Raw genomic sequence first — 18,495 nt, 5'->3', positions numbered from 1 at the left:
GCAGCCGATGCCGGTCCAAATGGTGCCGCACATTGGTACTCGGTGGTCACCATCTTGTCCCTGTGCAGGTCCTGTGTCACGCATGGCATGGACGGGTGGCGACTGGGAACCGACCGGCAACAGAGCAACGAGAAAGCGATCACAGAACGGCCTGCCTAAGGGCTTCGACGACAAAGACAGCACCTCACTTAATTTTGATCTACATGACGCAGACACCAATCCGGCGTCCTTGGTGTTGACGTAGCCGAGCTGATCACTGAACAGGATGTGTGGCCAATCGATCACCGTCAGCCACGATCGTGGGCATCAAGCAGCGCGCGCTGGAGATGGGGGCCTTCCTGCACGTCAACTTTGCGGGAACAGACCGACCTGGCTGCGGAGATGAGGACGCAACACATCGCTGATCTCCACCGCAAGGCCGCGGCTCAACCTGCTCACCTCCGCACGCGCAGGAAACAACCTGAAAGAGGGCATGAACACCGCAAGTGGAACCTAGAGTCTTTATTGATTTTTCCGTGCCAGAGTTGGCAAAACTTTCCTCGCCATGCGGCGTGGCGCTCAAATTCCAAGCGTACTTCCTCAATCGGTAGTAGATTGCCCGTAGGAGTTCACATGTCCTTCCCAACCCCTCAGAACGAAGTGCAACGCCTAGCAGCGCTTCGGGATTTTCAGGTTCTGGATACGCCACCGCAGAAGCTGTACGACGACATCACCGAACTCGCCGCCAACATCTGCGACACGCCCATGGGGCTGATTTCATTGATCGACGCTGACCGCCAATGGTTCAAGTCGCGCCACGGTGTGACGCTCACCGAGACCCCACGCAGCGAAGCCATCTGTGCGCACACGATCATGGACTCCAAGAGGGTGTTTGTGGTCAGCAATGCCCCACAGGACCCGCGCTTTTCGGACTTCCCTCTCGTATCCAGCGGTGTGATCCGCTTCTACGCAGGCGCACCGATCACGACGTCAGATGGTCATGTTCTAGGCGCTGTGTGCGTGTTGGATGGCCGACAACGTGAGCTCCTGCCGCAGCAAATGCGTCAACTGCAGAACTTGGCCGATCTAGCGATGAATCTGATCGAGAATGATGGGCCCAGCCAGCGCAAATTGAGCCCGATTCCGAAATCGGCACAAAAGGACGTCTGGACCATCAAGAGCGTTCTCGATGAGGGGCGCGATATGTGCTCCTTCATCGATTCGCAGCACCGGTTCCAGTATGTCAATCCAGCCTACGAGACTCACTGGGGCCGACCGCGCGCGAGCCTGATAGACACACACGTCGTTCAACTGGTCGGGCGTCGGGTCTATGAGGATGTCATCAAGGCCGGAATCGATCAAGCGCTCGCTGGACAGGAGGCCCGGCTCAGCCTGGCCCAGGATTACCCAGGCGTAGGGCTGCGCCGCATGGAGGTACGTCTCATCCCGGCGCGCGGCGAAGATGGTGAGGTGCGGGGCGTGGTCGAACAATCCCGTGACATCACCGAATTGACCCAGCAAGCCGATGAACTGCGCGAGCACGTGGCGGGGATGGACAGGCGTCGAGCTGCGCGAGACAGATTCTTGCAGGCTGTCTCGCACGACCTCAAGGAGCCGGTGAATGCCATCAACAACGCCACGCCCATGTTGATTGAGCAGCTCGACGGCAAGCTGGAACCCTTGGAGGAACGGTGTCTGGGCTACATCGCCCTTGCCGGAAAGCGCTTGGCTCGATTGCTGGAAGACATGTGGCTGCTCGGAGAACTGGAAGCACACGGGCTGGATAAACGTCGCCACTCGGTCCGAGCGATGGTTCTGCAAAGTATGGAGCTGCTGAAAGACCCGATTGCGCAGCGACAGGCCCAGCTGAATCTGAATGTCGGGGGAGAGCTGGTAGTGGACGCGAACGCATTCGAACTGGGTTTGCGGTGTGCGATCGAGTATCTTCTGCGGTGCACTGCTGCGAGACCTGCAAACATGGAATTGAGCTTGGATTTCGACAACGCCACGGCTCGGCTGTCCATCACCGATCGAAGCATCTTGATGCCGCAGAGTTCCCTAGTGACTGAGCAAGGCACCCACTTGGACGCAAAGGCCGTGAGCGCCAGGGGGTTGCCGCTGTCGCTGGCGATTGCGCGGCACATTGCTTCATTGCACGGCGGATGGCTGCAAGAGGACAAGACACCAGAGGGTTGGCCTCGGCAGACCTTTTTACTGCCGCAGGGGGATCTTCCGTGAAATTCGAACGTGTACTGCTCATCGATGACAACGAGACCGACAACTTCTTTCACAGTATCGCTCTGGAGAAAGCCGGCTTCAACGGTGAATTGCTTGTTTTTGAGCAACCTGCAGAAGCTCTGGCTTATTTGTTGCAGGACCAGATCTCGGTGCCCACTTGTGTCCTGCTGGACATCAACATGTCGCAGATCAACGGATTTGAAGTGGCCCGAACGCTTGCGGAGCGCCTCAAGCCGCGCGCACTCTTCAGCCTCTTCATGCTCAGCTCTTCGAACTGGTCCGATGATGTTAATGAGGCCAAAAGAATTCCGCTGATCGCTGGATTCTTGGTGAAACCTCTGACTGCCGCCGTAGCAGGAACGTTGCTCTTTCAATCGAATGAACAAAGTTCCGATGCACCGTCGAATTGACCCACCGGGTAGCTGATGCAGCGGGCGAACCTTGTGGGTCGTTTGGTTTTTGAGAAGAGCCGACCTGTCGGCAAACTTGGAGTTCAACGCTTCGTCAAACAGCATAGTGGGCAAACAGTCAACGAAGTCGGCGGCTTCTACTGCGCTGAACTGCGCGTCAAGAGATGCCCGAACTGTCCTGACGCAGCTGCCAGCGGCGTTCGAGCACTTCAATGAGGTCCACCCACACTCGAGCTTGAGGATGAAATCGCCGTGCGAGTTCAGGCGGCAACTGGTTGAGCAGTCACGCCACGCTCAACCTGATCAACCGACGCTACATTGCGTATAGGCCGTGTCTGGAACTACGGGGGCAAGATCAGGTGCTCGTGAAGAAGCAGCTGCGCCGGGACCAGATGGCGACATTCTTCGTCAACGAGCCTCCGTGTTTGCCGGGCATGGAGGTTTGCGGTAGCGATCACCACTGGGCCCGCACGCTGCAGGCAATGGGGCACACCGTGCGCCTGATGGCTCCGCAGTTCGTCAAGCCCTACTGCTGGAACGACGCCATCGGCAACAAGGGCGACATCGACATGGTGTCGGTGGGCTTGGTGTACCGGTTCGGGGGCCGACGCCCCAACCGATTCAGCGTGCCGCGGCGCCAGAGTCCATGGTTATGGTCGCGCCACCGGCGCCGGCTCCCATCGTCGTTCAGGCCCCCCACCGGCGCCAGTTGCCCCTGCGGTGATCCCGCCCAAGCGCGTGAGCCTTTCTGCCGAATCGTTGTTCGGCTTTGACGCGGACACCGTGAAGCCTGAAGGTCGGATGGCGCTCGACAAGTTTGCCCGCGATCTGGCGGGCGCCACGTTTGACTCGATCCGTGTGGAGGGACACACCGACCGCCTGGGCTCGAACGCTTACAACCAGAAACAGCCGGAACAGCGCGCCGCGGCGGTGAAAAATCACCTCGTGACTTCCGCTCGCCTGGATGGAGCGAAGATCTCGGCTGTCGGCAAGGGCGACACTCAGCCGGTGACGCGCCTGCAAGACCGTAAGACTGTAAGGGCATCCAGCGCATCACCGCGCTCGTGGACTGCCTGCCTGCAGCCCGATCGCCGCGTCGACGTGGAAGTGATCGGCACACGCTGAACAAACTGCCCAGTTGCCCTGTTGGAGCCGTCAATCTGCCATGGGACGGTTCAATCTGGAACACCCCCCCCGATCCACAACTGGACATACCGGGCCGCACAGGCGATTCGAGAGCTTGGGCTTGTTCGAATGGGGTATCCACAATATATGGTGGCGGGCAACATTCAATTCGTGGATTATGGGTACATGACGCTATTGCCCAGCGCAGCGGCTGCTTGCCGTGAATGGCTCAGCACCACGGGTTCGCCCGTCGCTGGATGAATAGCCTTGCGGTCGAGCGCAGTGAATACCTTTTGTGGAAGGACACCGATGATGCCTTCACCCCGTAGGGGGCGTATCTTCTGAACCAGGACCAAGAGTGAGTCATGCACCTCGCAAAACATTCCCTCGTATCCGCACTGGCTGCCTGTGCCTTGCTGCTGCTTCCCGCGACCAGCATCGGCGAAAGCGTGCTGGTTGGCGCGGGAAGCGCCAGTGCAGGTCAGGAATTTCGTATCGTCATCCCGAGCGTCCTGCGCGTGTTGGAAAACAGGTACCCCGTATCGCTGGTCGCAGAGTCCACTGGCAACTGGAGTGCCCAGCAGCGGCTGGTAGTGGCGTCCAATATGAAGCGCGGGTTCTGCGTCACCTTGCGCGTGAGCGTGCCTGAAGTGCAAGCCTGGCGCCTGCGCACGCCGCAAGTCCGTGACATCACACAAGAGGCGGTGCGCGATGGTTACCGCTTATGTGCGTCGCGTCCGGGCCGCTACGCGCTGGTGTTGAATCACGAGTTCGATGCGGCAACACAAAGATCCGCATTTGGTGCCTTGCTTTGGCCAGTGCAGACAGACATCACTGCACTTTGAACCGGACACCGGTGCGCGAGTTAGGGATCTTCAAGTGGTGGTGCAAGGTCGCAGCGCGGCTCATCGCCGATCTTTGTGGAAAAGCAATGCCAGCGTACTGAACTGGAGGAAGGTGCACCAAGTCCGGGAGACTGGAAAACAATGCCTCACCCAGTCAATAAATCAGGATCTCGAGGCGCCAGATCACGGGGCTGGCCGATGTGAACACCATCGCGAGCGCCACGGCGGCTCTGCGTCAGCCAAGTTGGGCGCCCAGCGAGGATGCCGGCTTCACAGTGCGTCCCTTATTTAAACCGGGACGTCGGTTTGGAAGTCGGCCTGCTCGGGCGTGGGTAGCTCCAGGTAGAAGGTGCAGCCCTGGCTGGGCGCTGTATCGCACCAGATGCGGCCACCGTGGCGCTCGATGATGCGGTGCACCAGCGCCAGCCCGGTGCCCACACCTTCGTAGTCCATCGAATGGTGCTGGCGCTGGAACATGACGAACAGGTTGCGCGCGCGGTCCCGATCAAAACCAACACCGTTATCACGCACGTACACGGTGGCGTGCCCGTGGGGCCCGCTCTGCGCGCCCACCTCGATGCGTGGCTCGGCACTGCGGCGGGTGAACTTGACCGCGTTATCCAACAGCTTGCTCAGCACCTCGCCCAGCAGGATCGGATCGGCCTCGATGATGGGCAGGTTCGGATCGAGCACCCATTCGATGCGTTGGCCGGGTTGCTCGGATCGCAGGTGGCTCACCACGCCTTGCACCAGCGGGGTCAGGGGCACCGGGCCGATATCCAATGGCGCACGACCCAACCGCGTGTACTCCAGCAACCCTTCGATCATCTGGCTCATGCGCTGGCTGGCCGCCACGATCGACGCCTGGAACTGGAGCACCTGGGCGTCCTTCTGCGGATCCAGGACCTCCTGGCTCAGACCCACGAACTGACTGATGTGGCGCAACGGCGCACGGATGTCGTGAGCAATGCTGTACGAGAACACCTCGAGCTCCTTGTTGACGCTGACCAACTGGCTGCTCTGCTCGTCCACCTGCGCCTTCAGTCCGCGGTTGGATTGATTGAGCAGGTCGTTCAGGCGCTTGGCCTCGGTCAGGTCGCTCACCACGCACGAATAGCCCTGCAACTCGTCGCGCGCATTGCGCAGCGCGGTCAAGGTGAAGCGCGCCCAGAAGCGGCCGCCGTCGCCGCGCTGGGCCCAGCCTGTTTCTTCCACATGGCCATGGGTCGAGCAGCGCTCCAGCAGTTGTGCTAGGTCCAGAACGCTTTCGCCCGGCAACACCGTCGTGAGAGGCAGTCCGATGCTGCGGCTGCGCGAGCGCTGAAACAGGCGCTGCGCGCTGTCAGTCCATTCGTTGAACGAGCCGTCCAAGTCCAGGAAGGCGATGCCGTATTCCTGGATCGCGTCGGACATGAGGCGAAAGCGCTGCTCGCTGGCCTGCAGCTCGGCGGTTCGCTGCGCCACGCGATCCTCGAGTTCGAAGTTGGCGTGAGAGACAAGGTCTTCGGTGCGGCGGCGGTCGGTAATGTCGATCTGTTCGATGAAGAAGCCCTCGACGCGATCGTCCTGCAGGTCAGGCAGGTAGTGGATCTCGAAGAAGCCGCCACTGCCATCGGGCAGCGCGCGCTCAGCCTCGAAGCACAGCTTCTCGCCGCTGAGCACCTTGGCCACCTTGGGCAGGATCTCGCGCAGCATGTCGCCCGCCATCACGTCGCTGATGTGGGTACCCACCATGTCATCAGGCAGGCGGCCGTGGCCGCGCGCGTGCGCCGCGTTGGAGAAGCAGCACACCAGATCTTTGTCGTAATAGGCCAGGCGCGACGGCGTACGGTCGGTGATGGTCTGCAGCAGGTCAAGTCGGGCCAGCAGATGGTGCTCGATCTCGGCGCGCTCGGTCACGTCGATCACCGTCGTCTGGGTGTGCAGCCAGTGGCCTTGCGCATCCGTCTCAGGCAGCGAGCGGAATTCGGCGGTGAAGAACTTGCCGCCTCTGCCGAACAGGCGCAACTGCAGCACGCGCGTCTCAGTGGCACCGCGCGTGGCGCGCACATGGTCGATCAACGCGTCGCGCGAGCTGTGATCCAGGATGCCGGCCAGCGCATCAAAACTTGGGCAGTTGCTACTTTCCAAGCGATCGAATTCGCCGCGCTCCCAACCCAGCCAGCCCAGCAGGGTCTGGTTGATACCGACAATATCGAGCAGTTCATTGAGGTTGAGCAGGCCACACGACGCACTTTCGTAGGAGCGCAGCGAGGAAGGCTCAGTCTCGCTCGGCGCAGTGTGCAGCGTCGGGCGTCGGGGTAAGTCAGGTTCGCTCATGACGGTGGCAGCTCCCTTGAATTCCGCTGTTCGATGTTTGCGGTCTGATCGCGCCCGCAATGTGTGCAGGGGTATCTTCACGTGAGTAGCTTGATCGCGCAAGGTTCCTCACCGATTGAGCAGGTGCTCGTCTTCGGGGCTATGATCCGCCCAACTCCAGTTTAGAAGTGACCGGATATGGGGGAGACGTCAGTGTTCGCGGCTCAGCGCCTTTTGACCCACCGCCGTGATTGCACCGCGAGCCCCTCGAAGGCCGTATTCGTAACCAATGATGCGGCGGCTGACCTCTTCAACAGTCTGCTCGACCTGCGCATTGAACTGGCGTTCGACAAGTTCTTGGTTTCGCACTGCCTGAGCCATGACCAGAAAGTAGGTCGTTGCACCACCGATGGCCAGCACCACCAAAGGCAAGAGAAGACTCTTGATCGAAATCCTCGGCGGGTGTATTGGCAATTTGATTCCGTGTTTGCAATGGTGCTCATTGCTCCTATCGACACGACAGGGCTGTCGCTTGAATCCATTCAACGGCTCGATCAATCACGATTGAATGCTCGAACGCGCACAAAGATACTAGGCGCAGCATAGAGGGTTTCGCAAAATCCCCTCGCAACGTCTGTGGGTGTTCAACCTGAAAGGTAGAAGCTGGGCTTCCCCCAGTTTCCCGGACGGTTTGCTTAGCCCATTAAGCCTTGCTCAAAGTCGACTGGGCTGAGGAAGTCTAGCTTTGAGTGTTTGCGCACCGGGTTGTAGAAGCGCTCGATGTAGTCGAACACTTCGGACCTGGCTTCTTCCCTCGTCCGGTAGACCTTGCGGCTGAGCCTCTCGGTCTTCATGGATGAGAAGAAGCTCTCCATCGCAGCGTTGTCCCAGCATTCACCACGACGGCTCATGCTGCAGGTGATGCCCTGTGCCTTGAGCAACTGCTGGAAGTCGTCGCTGGTGTACTGGGCGGATTCAACCGGTCGTCGCAACACCGGGTTGGTCAGCCGATTTTAGGTAGTCATTGAGCGCTTCCGCCGGAGTCTTCCAACCCAACGTCTTGCGTGGCCTGTTGTTCAAGGTCAGTGCCACGGCTTGAATCTCTTGCTCGCTCCAGCGAGACAGGTCGGTGCCTTTGGGGAAGTATTGGCGCAGCAGCCCGTTTGTGTTTTCGTTCGTACCGCGCTGCCATGGACTGCGAGGATCGGCAAAGAAGACCTTCACCCCGGACTCGATGGTGAACCGTGCATGGTCGGATAGCTCCTTGCCACGATCCCAAGTCAATGACTGCCATAGCTGGGTAGGCAGCTTGGTCACTGTTCTCTTGAGGGCGTTGGCCATGGTTATGGCTCCGTAACCTGCCAGCGCAGGACCATTCTTTGTTCGAGGAATCAGTCCATAGCCTTCCTCGCGCGGCAGGTGCACGAGCATGGTGAAACGGCTTGACCGTTCCACCAGCGTGCCAATGGCCGACCTGTCCAGGCCGATGATCAGGTCCCCTTCCCAGTGACCGGGTACCGCACGATCTTCTATCTCAGCAGGGCGGCTGGAGATCATCACCTCTTCACTGACATGTGCCCATGCCTTGGCTTGGGACCTGGCCCGGGGTGTGCGCAAAGCACGCCCCGTACGCAGGTAGCTCACAAGCTCACGCTTGAGGGCGCCTCTGCCCTGGATATAGAGCGCTTGGTAGATGGCTTCGTGAGAGATGCGCATGGACGGATCATCCGGGAAGTCGACCTGCAGGCGGTTTGCAATCTGCTCTGGCGACCAGCCATTGACCCATTTGCGGTCACCACGATGAGGCTTGTTGCGGCCGATGAAAGGAGCCTGTCGAGGTCCAGCCACCTCCCGTCCTTGGGCATCGCGGATCTTGCCATCCAGACGGTCTTGGACATAGACGCGCAAACGCTGATTCGTCACAAGCTTGGCAGGCTTGGGCCTTCTGGCGACCAGATCCGACTTCCACTGCGCTACTGAGGCCCGGTACTCGAGCTTGCCACTGCGGGTCGCAGCGTTGCGCGTCAACTCCCGCGAAACAGTTGAGGGGCTTCGACCAATACGACGAGCGATCTCCCGCACGCTGACATCTTGAGCTCGCAGAAGTCCAATCTCTTCTCGCTCCGCGAACGACAGATATCTTCCAGATACAGGTTTCGACATGAACAATGGCATGCCGCCACGATGCCGGAACCAGCGCGAGCCCACCGCCTGCGATACGCCTACCGCCTCGGCTGCCCTCTCACTGGTGATTCCGGTTGCAATCTGTACCCAGAACTGGCGCTCGACCTCTCGCCGAAGTGCAGGAGCCCCCGGGGAGCGCATCGCGTCTCTCCCTGTCAATTGCTTCATCCATCCTGCGGGTCGCCCCATACACACCTCCTGGTTGAAGGTGTTGCGACGACCAGTTGAATCCGCCCTGACTGCCCTGGTCCGAGTGATGCATCAGCGAGCTGGGTTTGCCGCGCCGCCAAAGGGCCATCAACAAAGCATCGCTCACCATCTTGGCCTGCATGGTGTCGCTCATCGACCACCCCACGATGCGACGTGAGTACAGGTCCATCACCGCCGCCGCATACAGCCAGCCCTCGGCCGTCCAGATGTAGGTGAAGTCAGCCACCCACTTCTGGTTCGGACCATTGGCCTCGAAGTCGCGCTGCAGATGGTTGGGCGCGATGTGGTTCTCAAGCCTGCTGCCCGTATCGCCAGGTAGCCTGCGTCGCTTGTGACGGGCCTGCAGCTTGGCCAGGTGCATCAGCCGGATGACCCGGTTCATCCCGCAACTCTCGCCCAGCGCTCGAAGGTCGTGCCAGACGCGTGGACTGCCGTAGGTGCGGTCGCTGAGCTCGAAGCTCTCTCGGATGAGGCGGGTGAGCCTGGCGTCGTCCTGGCTGCGCTGGCTCGGCGCTCTGCCCATCCATTCGTAGAAGCCGCTGTGGGAGACCGCCATTACCCGGCACATGGTGCGGGTGGGCCAGACACTACGATGCCGCGCGATGAAGCCGTACTTCACTGCGGGTCCTTTGCAAAGTAGCCGAGCGCTTTTTTTAGGATGTCGCGCTCCGTGGTCACACGTCGCAGTTCGCGTTGCAACCGCTCCACCTCGGTGGCGGCCTCACTGCGAAGCGGCCGGTTCGGCCTGAGGTCCAACACCCCGCCACGCTCCTGGGTGACCCAACGTCTGAGCACGCTGGTCTGAATACCCAGGTCCCGTGCAATGTGCGTCACGGTGGCGCCTGGCTGCTTGCACAGCTTCACTGCTTCACGTTTGAACTCGTCCGTGAAGCTCCTTCGGGTTCTTGTCATGCCTATCTCCTGAACACATCATGTCATTGGATGTGTCCGGGAAACTGGGGGAAGCCCACCGCCCTGCTCGGCGACATTAGCGCCAAGGATGACGCGGTGAAACTATACCTGGCGGGAAACGGCGAGCAAGAGCCCGCAGTTCGTGCGGCGGCATTGCTCTCAATAGAACCACGGTCAACTGTTCAAGCGACAACGCTCGTTAGCATTTCCCGCGAACTTTCAGACGAACAACGTAGGGCACTTCGTGAACAGATTGAAGTGCTACGAAAACAGCAGATCACTCTTGTGGAGGGTGGGCCAGCGGTTCGGGGGATTCCAAACTAGCTTTCTCAGTCGAAGCGGTAACTGGGGACGGCACCTTCAGGGCTGCACGGAGCGATGCCATAACTGCTAAACATCGCTCGGTCATTCGCGCCGGACATCGCCGGCGGCGTCCCCGCTCTCGCTCACTAAAAAGCACCCGACCTTTCGACCATCCTGGGACCGTGACGCGTGGCTTCGTCCGCCGCGATCATTTCCTTCGCCATCTGGAAGTCGCTCTTGCAGGAGAACACATAGCGTTCTGCCTCTAGTATCTGCAATGAGTTGAAGTGCTCGACGCTTTCGGGTCGGCACTTCACCACGCCCCCCGTTAACATGGCTTCGACTAGCGGCATGGTCTCCGAGCGCAGCGCCCGCAGTTCTGCCGCATTGCCGATCCTAGCCGCCAATAGCCTGTCGATGCGCTCGATCCCATCGATCATCGTGTCCAGATGCGTTTTGCACATGAGGCACAGTGCCAACGTGGGAGTCAGCGGGAAGTAAATCTGCACCCCCTTGGATCGCAGTCCCAAGGTTCCGCGCACGCCTTCGCCTGGCTCGTTGTATCGGGAGAAAGGGTGATCCCCCATAAGAAATGGATCGCTCTCATCGGTCTGCAACAAGTGCCAGACCTTGTCCGCCAGCAAGGGCGCCAAATCATTTGGCGCATTGGTGATCATCCGGGTGTAGTGCGTCTTTCTGGCGTTCGCCTTGTCCCCAACTTCCGGCTCCAGCTCAAAAAATTCCTCTGGCGCCCCCTCGGACCGGAAGTAGCCCTCCATGCGCGCGGACAGGTCGTCAAGCGTCGCCATGGCGGCCTTTGTTCGCACAAGCTGCACGGCAAGAAAGCCGGCCAAGGTGGCCTTGTCCAAATGCCATTCGGGGTCGATCCGCAGGCTCTGGATGATTTTGGCGGTCACTTCGGCCGCCTTGGTCTCGAGGCTGCTCAGCGAAGGCTCCAAAGTCATCGGCACTCCCTGGAATTCAAAGTCGTAGATGGCCCGTTCGGCGGCTACGCCCACCTTGGACTTCTTCGACGTCGAAAACGCAAAGACCTTGTCGCTAAGCTTGTCGTAGGCGTAGACCAACTCATTCTTGCCGGAGCAGAATCGGCGCAACATGAACTTCGGGACGTAGTGCTGTAGGGGGTCGCTCATGTCTTCCCCTGGCGAGCGGAACAGTCGATCATGTGGATCGTGATCGTTCGCCGCTCGTATTCCGTCAGGTCTGCTTCCAGCATCGACTCAAGCTCCTGCGGCGTCGATGGACGGACCCCAGTTGGTAGCGCAGGAATGCAAGACAGCTGACCGTGAAGGCGATCGATACGGTCATCCGATACGACGAGACTGTTGTAGTTCATAGGCTTTTCATGTGTTCTCGTTCAGCCCGCGGGATTGAAGATCGAGGCGCGCAAGCCTCACGATGCTCAGATACGCTTAGCGACAAGAAGCTCTTCCTGTCAGAACGGAATGTCGTCATCCATATCGTCGAAAGATGTCGGTGCCGCCGGCTTGGAAGGCTGTCCGGCAGCTCTGGCAGATTCACGCTCAATTGCGGGTTGCGCAACTGTGGCGGAGGCGCCCACGCCCGCCCCGTCCAAAGCCGCCTTCAAAGCAGTCTCCACTGCGTCGATGCGCTCTTTGCAAACACCGTACGCTTCCACTGATTCCTGGACGATAGTCAGAAGATCATCAATATTTGGCTCGGCTTGGTCACGCAGCGTCTCGGCATGCTGCTGCAGGACGCCAAACGCTTTTCTAAAAGTCTTTTCTGTCATCTGGTGCTCCTTTGTTGTTTGGGCGCTGGAACGACATCGGCCGTCCCGTCCCGAAACTGGATGCTGAGTCTGGAAGACGCCTGTGCGACCTCCTTCGATGTCACCGGCCTGCCGTCCCCATTTCTGACGATCGCGAACCCGCGGCCAAGCGTTTTTTCGGGGCCTTGGCCAGCTACCTCACGCACCAACGCTTGTGCGCTGCTACGCGCCTGCTTGATAGCACCCACAGCACGCTCCGCAACGCGCTGCAGCTGCGACTGCACCGCAAGTCCGGCAGATCGCGTGAGAGCCGCCGTCCGGTCAACCACAGTGTTGTATCCGACGCTTGTGACCGACCTAGCCTCGGCCAATGTGGACAGTGCATCGATGCGAATTGCTGTCATCAGCGCGGGAACGGCTTGCCGCGCCATGGCGATGTCCATGCTGGCACCCGCACGAACCTCGTTCAGCATCGCCGCCACCTGATTCGATCCGTCATGCACCTGGCGAACCGCGTTTATGGCGATCTCGTTCAGAGCCGCCACGCTGTCGTGCCGGGCACGTGCGACATGAGCTGTCGCATCGGCCCGGACTTGGGCATCTGAGCGTTCCACGTCCAGTCTGGCGTTGCGGCAATCCTGTGTTGCCGTGGCAAGGATCGATTCCCATGCCCGCTGGGCTTCACGGATTCGTCGCACGATTTGCTGCTCGATACCGGCGATCACCTTGCTGGGTGTATCGAAGCGCGTGTTCGCCACCTCGTCGGGCAGCGTGCTGTCCCTTTCATGGCCGATGCCCGTCAGCACCGGAATGGACTGCTCGCAGATGAAACGAGCCAAGTGGTAGTCGTTCAGCCATGCCAGGTCGTTGGCCGCGCCGCCACCACGAATCAGTACGATGGCATCGGGGTGTCCTGTGCTGCTCATATCGCGAAGCGCAGCCAACGCGGCGCCCACAATCTCGCGAGCAGCACCCTCCCCCTGAAACCGGCTGTGAGCGTAGACAAAGCGGCAGATCCCATGCCGCCCCAATCGATCTGCCTCTTTCTTAAAGTCACCCAAACCTGCAGCCTCTGGTGGCGATACGACCAGTACAAGTTGAAAATCGGTTGGCGCGGTGAGCTTTCGATTGCATTCGAAGAGCCCTTCCTGCTGCAGTCGAGTCCGTATTTCACGCTTCTTGGCTTCAAGGTCGCCAAGTGTGTACTCCGGATCGATCGCATCGATCTCCAGGCTGAAACCGTATTGCGGCTTGAAAACCGGCCTTGCTCGCACCAGCAGCTTGATCCCAGCGCCGATGACGGCCCCAGTAGCCTTCTCAAACTCTGGGAGGATTCGCGCCACAGTGTTCGCCCAAATCATGCCTTTGGCCTTCGCAACTGGCTGTCCGGCACCATCGCGTTCAGACAGTTCCAGGTACACATGGCCCCCGCGCAGGGTGGCTTCGTTGACCTCGACCATGGTCCACACACCGTTTGAAAATGCTTCGGCAACGGCCGCAGAGACACTGCTCAGGAGTCGCGAAAGGGGTACGCCGCGCCGAACAGTCGTCGTGTCCGAGTTCGAAGAAGCGATGTCTGAGACGCTGCCGGGCGAGGGTGCCAACGCAAGTTCGGCCGGCAACCATACGTGGAAGGCGGCAAGCTCAACGCCGTCCTCCACGTACCAGCGCTTGACGCCCCCGTCGAAACGCGCGCCAAGCGCCTTGGCAGCGTCCTTTTCCCGGTAGGGTACGTCAAGGTATTGGCGAGCCATGATCCAGTCCGATTCGAGTTGCTCTTTTACCTGGGCTGAGAGGGACACGACGTCATGAACGCGCAACGCCCGCAGTGCCGCCCGACAACGGGCGAGAAGTCCTGATCAAGCAAACGAAGTGCAGCCTTAGCCGACTTGGTCTTCTTCAGCGCCTTGCTCGGCGCAACCGGCATGGTTTGGTCCGAGCGGATGTTGTGCAACACGATTCCATTAATTTTTTGTCCGTCCAGCTCGTTCACCATGGGACGCATCAACGTCGCCGTGTCACTTGCGCCCCGGGATGAGAAGCGGATGAGGTGAAGAGTGCTTCCATACCGCTCGTTCGTTCTTAGGCCCCAAGGCATATTCACTTGCAGCCCCACAATCACAGTCGTCGGCTCGCAGAATTCGCCGCCAATCGCATTTATGACTTGCAACCCTTGTCGAACTGCGCCAACGGCGTCACGCCACAACGTCGGATCTTCTCCGCTGCTGGGCAACTTGTACTTGGCCCATGCGGCGAGAAAAACGTCTTTGGGCGTTCCCTCACCGTTCGCGATACCTCGAAGGGCGTGCATTACCGCAATCCGTGCCCGCACACCAACCTCCAGATCCAGATCGATGCGCAGCTCCAGGCGATATCGGTAGTGGTACTGGAGCCCACAGCGCACATACGTTTCGAATGCCGAGTAGTCAACGGGCGGGGGCGGGACGCCCTTGAGGACCGGCAACTCAACAACCGCCCCCGACGCAGCCCCGCCGAAGCTTTCCTCCGCGTACGTCCTAGGAAAGTGTTCCAACTGCTCGGCCCGGTCATTGCCACCGAACTCCTCATCGTCGTACAGGCGCAGGTAGGTTCGAGCCCGCGAAGTGGCAACGTACAGCAGGTTATTTCGCTCGACCGCTGTTTCGAACTCGTATTCGGCGGCGCTGCTGCCCAGCACCTCAGGGGGAACAATGTCCAGGATTGAGTCCGGCGAAACCCACGTAGGAGCCGCAGAGCCATAGCTGCCGTCCTCCACATATCCCACGTGTACCGCGTCGTACTCCAGGCCTTTGCTACCGTGGACGGTTTGCAGTCGAACCGCGTCCATTGCCAGCGCTTCGGGCGGCAGCTCCCGATCCACATAGGTGTCCCCAATACGCTGGCGCAGTCGCTGCCGCATGAGATAGCGAGAAAGACGTGCTTCGCGCACGTCGCCATCGCCGTTGCGCACTGAGTAGGCAAACTGCCAGAGTGCAAGCCGGCTGACTTGCCCCGCGATGCTGCGATCCGTTAGGTCGATCGGGAAAAGCCTCCTCTCCAGGAGCATGTCACAGACAAAATCCCACGGTTTGGTCGAGCGTGTGACGCCGGTGAGCAACCGATTGAGGATGCTCACAACCTCAACGCCTCTAGGAGACAGGCCCGGCGGGACGTCGCGAAGCCATCGTCCGCGCTGCCATCGCATCTCTTCGCTGCCCGCGGTGAGCAGCGTGCGGATGTCGGCAAGGTCCATGCCGTAGCTCGGGTCACCGGACAGGCCGATCAAACCCCAAGGCTGACGTTCCGCGAGAATCTGCATGAGGCACAAGAGCTTCTTGATCTCGGCACGTTGCGAAAGCTCGCCGATGTACAGAACGGGGATGGCTGCCTCACCCAGGGCGCGAGCCAACCTCTCGACATCAGCACCCTTCCTCGCCAATACGGCCTGGGAACCCAGCGGCACACCGGCATCGAGGCATGCCCTGACGCCATCCACCACGGCCGCAGGCACGTCGGTCTTGATGCCACAGGTGATCAGCGTCGGTATTACGCCGCTCTCGCCCTTGGACGACACATACGGGCCCAAGGGAAGACTGTCCTGGAGAACGTGTGCCCGTCCAACTTGTTGCACGAGCTCGACGATCTCCGTGGAGCTCCTCCGATTCACGTCAAGAGAGTACTTCCCCGTTCGGCCGTCGGTCGCCGATTTGACGAAAGTATTCTCAAATCGGAGCAGGCTCTTGACGGATGCGCCGCGCCAATGATGGATTGCCTGCCTGACGTCACCTACAACCCAAACGGTCTTGGCCTTGAAGGCGAGCTGGCGAACCAACTCGACCATCGCTTGGGTCACATCCTGGTATTCGTCCACGAGAACATGGTGGAAGCCATCCACCAGCTCGGCGAAGGGCTGACGGTCCTTTTGAAGCGCCGTGGCAGGTAGAGCGACCAGATCGACGAAGTCCACCATCCCCGTGCGTCGCAGCTCGGCTTCATGAAGTGCGAAGAGCTTCGCCACATCCTCGCGCTTGGCAAGGACCTCCGGCTCCGCTGCCGCGAGTGACGGCAGCCGCTGGCTGTACATCTCCGGGGTCACCAGTTCTTCCTTGAGACGCTTGATCCCGGTAATGACTGGCTGCAGCCAGTCATACGGATCTTCCAGTCGGGAGAAGTGCTTGAGGTCGGCTTGAGGGAGGGCACGAACTAGCAACGACATGACGCTCAGTCGGTCCGCTACGAACACATCCTGTGGTAGGTCGAATCTCTGGTGGTATTTCCGCAGAAACTCAAGCCCGAAGCCGTGGAAGGTTCCAGCCCAGATTTCCGATGCCCCTTGGATGTCGGCGGCGCGCAGCCGCTCGATCAACTCAAAAGCGGCCTTGTTCGTGAACGTCAGTACGAGTATGTTTCTGGGATGAACGCCTTGCTCTTCAACGAGATACCGCACCCGGTGGACCAGGGTCGACGTCTTTCCCGTCCCTGGACCTGCCACCACATTGGCGAAACGCTCTGATGCCTTCGCTGCGGCAGCTTGGTCTGGGCTCGGCGCGTGGAGCACGCTTGGCCGAACGGGAGCGGCGGGTGGAAGCAGCACCGCGTCCAGAAACTGAAGGCGAGCAATATCCTTGGGGATGCCAAGCTCTCGAGCCGCCTCAGTGAGCCCCATACCCGCTAGAAACAGCTGCCTGGCCACTTCCCGCGGCAACAGCAACTCTCGGGCAAAAACGTTGGCTTGGAGTTCTTGCCGCTCACGCGCGCCATAGGCTTCAACCTGGATCGCAGCGGGAGATGTTCCGCTTCCGGTGAGCTCTTTCAAATAGGCCACAGTCAGTGGTTGCAGATCGGCGTCAAGAACCCAGTGGCCGAGTTCGTGTGCAACCAGGTAGGAGAATGTCGCGTCGTCGACATCGTCTACGACATAGATGGCCCGCTCATTGCGCTTCAGTACTGCGCTTCCGCCACCCAATTCGCTATAAGACGCGGGTACGCGTTCAATCAGCAGATTGAGCTTTTCCTCGACCACCCCAACGAGGGAGGAAGCTGTCGCTTTGGCAGGGACGGACGATCCCAGCAGACGCGCGCGCAAGTGCGCTGCCTCCGACATCGCACGTTCGAACGCATTCATTGCTTCTTTCAGTCGGCCAATTCGAGAAGCGCTTCTGTTTCAGACGAACTGAGTTTCAGCGAGGTCACCGCCGCCGCCCAACTAAGCGGCTCGGGATTCACCACTGGCTTTCCTTCCACGGCCTTGAAGGCCGGCACAGTGCTGTGCGCAAATGAACGCCTAAAAGACTCTGCGAGCGCAAGAGCGGCGACATGGAGCCGGTCGGATAACGCCTGCAATACTTTGCTCGGAGCCGCAGTCCGCCCAGCCAATACTCCGCTGAGCAGTGCGCTGTTCTTTCCGAGTCCGATTTCGGCAGACAACTTTCTCACTGCTGGTCCCTGAATCGCCATCACTTGCGCCTGCGCCTTCTCAAGTTCCAGCTCTGTCACTTGCTGCCTCACCAAAGCGTGGGCCATGCACATGGCGCTTAGTTGCGAGGCAGACTTTCCATGTTCTTTAGCGGTGAGCCGAATTCGAACGAAGAGACTGGGACTGGTTCGCACCATCCATTGAGTCGTTTCTGATCCAACAAGCTGGTCGTAGTCCTTCTGGAAGGCAGCAAAGACACGGCTCGCACTGTGATTCAGAGTACGCTCCTCAAACTCCTCGAATCCATCGCGTAGAAGCATTCTTGCCACCTGCGCAGCACTCTCTCCTTTGTGCGCCGCACAGCCTGCAATGAATGTCTGCAATGAGCGTTTGCATGAAACGCCGATCGTCTCCTGGCGCTCCTTGGTCGTCATCCGCTCCGTCGTCTCCTTCAGAGTTTGAGGGGTATCCGCGTGAACCAGTTGGTTCCGCAAAACCCGCACGGAGTTTGCAAGTTGGTGCCATTCGTCAGGCCAGTGGCCGCTTGTGCTTGCGCTCGAAATCACGTGCTGAAGTTTTTGCGCCAGACTCGCGGTCGCTGCCTCAATTGATTCGCCCTCGCCTTCGACCCGACCCCGAGACGGGATGACGACCGCGCACTTGGCAAAGCGGCGGCTTTCGTCAAACTCGAATGTGGGCCGGGCAGTTATGGCCGACAGCAGCCTCACCCACTCATCGAGATACGCAACGCCCTTCGACGCCGCCTCGTCGTCCAACAATCGATTTGCCATCACCACTCCATTGACTTTGTGCCAGTTAGAGCTACTATAGCCGCGTATCAAC

14 protein-coding genes and 3 pseudogenes are annotated in these 18,495 nt (G+C 59.8%); 6 read left to right on the top strand and 11 right to left on the bottom strand.

Translation table 11 applies throughout. The features are described 5' to 3' along the window. The first annotated feature begins 612 nt into the window (after positions 1–612). The 6 genes and pseudogenes from BSY239_RS21690 to BSY239_RS21670 all read left to right on the top strand — a co-directional run bounded on the left by BSY239_RS21690 (position 613) and on the right by BSY239_RS21670 (position 4,597). Entirely contained in the window at positions 613–2,217 is a 1,605-nt protein-coding gene (locus tag BSY239_RS21690; protein WP_069048636.1) for a GAF domain-containing sensor histidine kinase, read from the top strand. After that, positions 2,214–2,627 (top strand): response regulator, encoded by a 414-nt coding sequence (locus tag BSY239_RS21685; protein ID WP_069048635.1) that lies wholly within the window; start codon positions 2,214–2,216, stop codon positions 2,625–2,627. The genes BSY239_RS21690 and BSY239_RS21685 overlap by 4 nt, the downstream gene beginning before the upstream one ends. A 31-nt stretch (positions 2,628–2,658) precedes the next feature. Continuing rightward, positions 2,659–2,955 carry an integrase core domain-containing protein gene (locus BSY239_RS23115; protein WP_083240118.1) on the top strand — a complete coding sequence of 99 codons (297 nt, stop codon included), beginning with the start codon at positions 2,659–2,661 and terminating at the stop codon, positions 2,953–2,955. Beyond that, positions 2,945–3,157: pseudogene (locus BSY239_RS22930) on the top strand (IS110 family transposase); the annotation flags it as partial. The gene BSY239_RS23115 and the pseudogene BSY239_RS22930, both read left to right, overlap by 11 nt. 190 nt (positions 3,158–3,347) lie before the next feature. Then, on the top strand, positions 3,348–3,752 hold the full coding sequence (locus tag BSY239_RS21675) for an OmpA family protein (RefSeq protein ID WP_269465945.1): 405 nt from the start codon (positions 3,348–3,350) through the stop codon (positions 3,750–3,752). A 365-nt stretch (positions 3,753–4,117) separates the two neighbouring features. Next, positions 4,118–4,597 (top strand): hypothetical protein, encoded by a 480-nt coding sequence (locus BSY239_RS21670; protein ID WP_069048632.1) that lies wholly within the window; start codon positions 4,118–4,120, stop codon positions 4,595–4,597. 288 nt (positions 4,598–4,885) lie between these two features. Here BSY239_RS21670 and BSY239_RS21665 read toward each other — a convergent pair whose 3' ends face one another. The 11 genes and pseudogenes from BSY239_RS21665 to BSY239_RS21610 form a co-directional block, all read right to left on the bottom strand. Further along, positions 4,886–6,916, bottom strand: coding sequence for a PAS domain-containing sensor histidine kinase (locus BSY239_RS21665; RefSeq protein ID WP_069048631.1), 2,031 nt, complete (start codon positions 6,914–6,916; stop codon positions 4,886–4,888). A gap of 189 nt (positions 6,917–7,105) precedes the next feature. Next, on the bottom strand, positions 7,106–7,327 hold the full coding sequence (locus BSY239_RS21660) for a hypothetical protein (protein ID WP_156775559.1): 222 nt from the start codon (positions 7,325–7,327) through the stop codon (positions 7,106–7,108). 263 nt (positions 7,328–7,590) lie between these two features. Next, positions 7,591–7,866: pseudogene (locus BSY239_RS21655) on the bottom strand (IS3 family transposase); the annotation flags it as partial. Positions 7,867–7,870: 4 nt separating this feature from the next. Continuing rightward, positions 7,871–9,247 (bottom strand): IS30 family transposase, encoded by a 1,377-nt coding sequence (locus BSY239_RS21650; RefSeq protein ID WP_083239850.1) that lies wholly within the window; start codon positions 9,245–9,247, stop codon positions 7,871–7,873. A gap of 67 nt (positions 9,248–9,314) precedes the next feature. After that, positions 9,315–10,201: pseudogene (locus tag BSY239_RS23110) on the bottom strand (IS3 family transposase); the annotation flags it as partial. A gap of 449 nt (positions 10,202–10,650) precedes the next feature. After that, positions 10,651–11,658, bottom strand: a complete 1,008-nt coding sequence (locus tag BSY239_RS21635; RefSeq protein ID WP_069048628.1) for a DUF4238 domain-containing protein — start codon at positions 11,656–11,658, stop codon at positions 10,651–10,653. Continuing rightward, complete coding sequence (locus tag BSY239_RS21630) at positions 11,655–11,861, bottom strand: hypothetical protein (protein WP_069048627.1); 207 nt, start codon at positions 11,859–11,861, stop codon at positions 11,655–11,657. The genes BSY239_RS21635 and BSY239_RS21630 overlap by 4 nt, the downstream gene beginning before the upstream one ends. A gap of 99 nt (positions 11,862–11,960) precedes the next feature. Then, positions 11,961–12,278 carry an exodeoxyribonuclease VII small subunit gene (gene xseB / locus BSY239_RS21625; protein WP_069048626.1) on the bottom strand — a complete coding sequence of 106 codons (318 nt, stop codon included), beginning with the start codon at positions 12,276–12,278 and terminating at the stop codon, positions 11,961–11,963. After that, the gene (xseA, locus tag BSY239_RS21620) at positions 12,275–14,011 is read right to left on the bottom strand and encodes an exodeoxyribonuclease VII large subunit (protein ID WP_069049148.1); all 1,737 of its coding nucleotides are present in this window, start codon (positions 14,009–14,011) and stop codon (positions 12,275–12,277) included. Before xseA ends, xseB begins: the two co-directional genes overlap by 4 nt. Before the next feature lie 26 nt (positions 14,012–14,037). Beyond that, positions 14,038–17,361: a UvrD-helicase domain-containing protein gene (locus BSY239_RS21615; RefSeq protein ID WP_069048625.1), complete on the bottom strand. Its 3,324-nt coding sequence runs from the start codon at positions 17,359–17,361 to the stop codon at positions 14,038–14,040. Positions 17,362–17,369: 8 nt separating this feature from the next. Next, positions 17,370–18,443, bottom strand: coding sequence for a hypothetical protein (locus BSY239_RS21610; RefSeq protein ID WP_156775558.1), 1,074 nt, complete (start codon positions 18,441–18,443; stop codon positions 17,370–17,372). Positions 18,444–18,495: the final 52 nt, after the last annotated feature.

It is taken from the genome of Hydrogenophaga sp. RAC07 (assembly GCF_001713375.1).
GTDB lineage: Bacteria > Pseudomonadota > Gammaproteobacteria > Burkholderiales > Burkholderiaceae_C > Hydrogenophaga.
Note: the sequence above shows the minus strand (reverse complement) of the source record. Positions and strands in the feature narration are given on the sequence as shown.